Origin of the sequence: Flavobacterium sp., from assembly GCF_035760125.1 — a bacterium.
Classification (GTDB): Bacteria; Bacteroidota; Bacteroidia; order Flavobacteriales; family Flavobacteriaceae; genus Flavobacterium.
The window spans coordinates 1-3,741 of sequence record NZ_DASTTN010000305.1; the positions used below are offsets into that span (position 1 = coordinate 1).

Annotated in this window: 3 protein-coding genes and 1 tRNA gene; 2 read left to right on the top strand and 2 right to left on the bottom strand. The window is 35.9% G+C overall.

Annotation, left to right across the window (positions count from 1 at the left end; genetic code table 11):
• Nucleotides 1–1,078, top strand: a 1,078-nt coding sequence (locus tag VFS71_RS10985; RefSeq protein ID WP_326401270.1) for a gluconate:H+ symporter, incomplete at its 5' end; no start/stop codon positions are given.
• Nucleotides 1,079–1,080: 2 nt separating this feature from the next.
• The gene (locus VFS71_RS10990; protein ID WP_326401271.1) at nt 1,081–2,499 is read left to right on the top strand and encodes a gluconokinase; all 1,419 of its coding nucleotides are present in this window, start codon (nt 1,081–1,083) and stop codon (nt 2,497–2,499) included.
• Nucleotides 2,500–2,549: 50 nt separating this feature from the next.
• Here VFS71_RS10990 and VFS71_RS10995 read toward each other — a convergent pair.
• Together VFS71_RS10995 and VFS71_RS11000 are read right to left on the bottom strand one after the other, a co-directional pair.
• Nucleotides 2,550–2,636, bottom strand: a tRNA-Ser gene (locus tag VFS71_RS10995).
• A gap of 59 nt (nt 2,637–2,695) precedes the next feature.
• Nucleotides 2,696–3,724: an asparaginase gene (locus VFS71_RS11000; protein ID WP_326401272.1), complete on the bottom strand. Its 1,029-nt coding sequence runs from the start codon at nt 3,722–3,724 to the stop codon at nt 2,696–2,698.
• Nucleotides 3,725–3,741 lie beyond the last annotated feature (17 nt).

Here is a 3,741-nt window from a genome sequence, read left to right on the forward strand (position 1 = left end):
ACGGATAAGTTCCGCAATGACTAAGTTATTTGGTGCAAAACACATTAAATGGGCAATGGCCCTAACAGGTTTTGCAGTTGGTATTTCAATGTTTTACAATGCTGGTTTTATCATTTTGATCCCAATGGTTTTTGCTGTAAGCACAAATACGAAACAACCTCTTATCTATTTAGGTATTGCTATGGCATCAGCACTATCTATCACCCATGGATTTTTACCTCCGCACCCTGGGCCAACAGCCATTGCAGTAATTTTTAAAGCCAATATTGGCAAAACCTTACTTTATGGATTAATAGTAGCGATCCCAGCTTTACTCATAGCCGGAATCTTATTTCCAGAATTTATTAAAAAAATCAGCGCCAATCCACCAAAAGGCTTATTTGAGAGTAAAACATTCCAAGAATCCGAGTTACCTTCTTTTACTATAAGCATCATTTCCGCATTGATTCCTATTTTACTAATGGCTTTGGCTACCATAAGTGAATTAACACTAGCCGAAACCAATTCTATCCGTATCCTTCTTGGATATATAGGAAACCCAACAATAGCCCTGTTAATTGCCGTTCTGTTTGTATTTGTATTTTTAGGAATAAAGAGAGGTCAAAAAATGCACGACATCATGGATAAATCAAGTACTGCACTTGCATCGGTAACTATGATTATTTTAATTATCGCATCTGGAGGTGCTTTCAAACAAGTACTGATTGATAGTGGCATTGGAACTGATTTAGCAGTTTTTTTCGAAAAATCTACACTTTCACCCTTAATCCTAGGATGGCTAATTGCCACAATTATTCGAATAGCAATAGGCTCGGCAACAGTGGCAGGACTAACCGCGGCAGGAATAGTTCAACCTTTGGTAGCGAGTTCAGGCATCAGTCCAGAATTGATGGTGCTTTCTATTGGGGCTGGAAGTTTAATGTGTTCACATGTTAATGACACAGGATTTTGGATGTTCAAAGAGTATTTTGGCATTAGCCTAAAAGACACTTTTAAAACATGGACTGTAATGGAAACAATTATAGGAATTATGGGATTGATTGGTGTTTTAATTCTGAATCAATTTGTGACTACTTAAAAATGGAAAAAACATACATCGGAATTGATATTGGCACAACGGCTACAAAAGCAATTTGTTTTGACGAAAACGGAAACGTATTGCATCAAATCACCAAAGAATATCCAATGTATCATCCTGAAGAAAATTGGAGTACACAAAAACCAAATGAAATTTTAGATTCTGTTTTAATCTGTATTAAAGAAATAACAAAAAACATACAACCCGAATTTATTAGTTTTAGTGCTGCAATGCAAAGCATTCTTATCATAAATGAGGATGGTTTCCCGATAAGCGATGCACTACTCTGGGCGGACAACAGAGCAACTTCAATTGCTGCAGCATTAAAAAAATCTGAATTTGGAACTCTTTTTTATCAAAAAACGGGCATCCCTATTCATCCTTTTTCTCCCATGACAAAATTGGCTTGGTTCAAAGAAAACGAAACTAATTTATTCAATAATGCTTTTAAATTCATCAGCCTCAAAGAATACATTTGGCATCAACTCACAGGAGAATACGTTACAGATTCGTCGATGGCATCTGGTACTGGCATAATGAACATCCACAATTTACAATGGGACGAAGTTATTCTTAATTATTTAAATATAAAGGAAGACCAACTTTCGAAAATTGTACCATCAACACACAAATCCAAAGGAATTAATGATGACTTTTTGTACATCCTTGGAGGCGGAGATGGTCCATTGGCTAATCTAGGAACTGGCTCAATGGAAAAAAATCGGATTGCCTTATCCATAGGAACCAGTGGAGCTGTTAGAATCCCCATTGAACAACCTTACATTGATGCTGAAATGCGAACACAATGTTATCATTTAATAGACAATCAATACTTAAAATTAGGCGCGGTAAATAATGGAGCTATCATTTTGCAATGGCTAAAAGAATCCCTTTTAAAAACAAATGAATCGTACGAAACCCTTTTAGGGCAGGCAAAAGAAATACCAGCGGGTTCTGATGGCTTGCTTTTTGTTCCTTATTTACTTGGAGAGAGGGCTCCAATTTGGGATGCAGAGGCACAAGGAACCTTACTAGGTATTAGAATTACCCATCATAAAGCCCATTTTATCAGAGCGACTCTCGAAGGCATTCTTTTTGGATTGTTCAGTGTAGTCGAAGTTTTACTTCCGGATCCCAAAATAAGAAAAGAAACTACTGTAATGGTTAGTGGTGGTTTTGGCAAAAGTAAATTATGGCTGCAAATGGTAGCCGACATTTTCCAAATGAAGGTAGTTATTTCCGAAACCATTGAAGGAGCTGCTTGGGGAGCAGTTTTAGTAGGCTTTAAAGCTATTGGAAATACAAAATCATTCGAAAACAAAACAGAAGCGACTTTTTATCCCAATCAAAAACACACATTGATTTATAAAAAAGCATTTGAGAAATTCAAAAAGGTTTATCCTTTGTTAAAAGGCGTATAGAATAAACTAAAAAAGCGTTGTATCTGATTTGATACAACGCTTTTTTTCTGCAGAGAGGAAGGGATTCGAACCCTCGATACAGTTACCCATATACTAGCTTTCCAGGCTAGCTCCTTCAACCACTCGGACACCTCTCTATTATTTTGGTGTGCAAAGAACATTAAAAAAAATGAATTTTGAAAGTAAAAAATCAATATTATTGCATTTCTCCCCTTAATGAAGTTTCGAATACATTTTTGAAGTCTGACGAAGCTATATTTTGTCCCAATAAATACATTAATTTGGTAATTGCGGCTTCCGTAGTAATATCTTTTCCCGAAATAATTCCCAGTTTTTTCATAGTGGTGCTCGTTTCATAATGCCCCATGCTCACACTGCCTATCGAACATTGTGTAACATTGACAATATGCAAACCTCTATTTATTGCATCTTGCAAAAGCGCCAAAAACCAATCTTCCGTGGGTGCATTTCCAGCTCCGTAGGTTTCGAGTACAATTCCTTTTAAACTCTCAATATTCAAAATAGCAGAAAGCACTGTTTCACTTATTCCTGGAAACATTTTGATGATTGCTACATTATTATCCAAATGCATGTGAACTTTTAAAGAAGCTCCATCATTTGAAGGCAAAAATAATTCCGAATTTATTTTTAAATGCACTCCAGACTCCACCAAAAAAGGATAATTAGGAGAAATAAATGCCCTAAAATGTTCCGCATTTATTTTGACTGTTCTATTTCCGCGGTATAATTTGTATTCAAAATAGAGGCAAACCTCTTTTATTAAAGGTTGTCCATTTTCTTGTAAAGAAGCTATTTGAATCGCCGTAATTAAATTTTCTTTAGCATCGGTTCTCAAATCCCCAATAGGCAGTTGAGAGCCAGTAAAAATAATAGGTTTTGAAAGATTTTCGAGCATAAAACTCAATGCTGAAGCTGAATATGACATGGTATCAGACCCATGAAGCACCACAAAGCCATCAAAGTTATCGTAATTGTTCTCGATAGTAAGAGCAATTTCACCCCAATGTTCAGGGTTCATATTGGAGGAATCTATTGGATTTTCAAAAGAAAAAGTATCTATCTCACAATCCAACAATTTTAATTCAGGAATACTATGAAGGAGTTTGCTAAAATTGAAAGCCTTAAGCGCCCCGGTTTCAAAATCCTTTCTCATACCGATTGTTCCACCAGTATAAATCAAAAGAATTTTGGATTTAGAATTCATCAACATACTTCAATTTA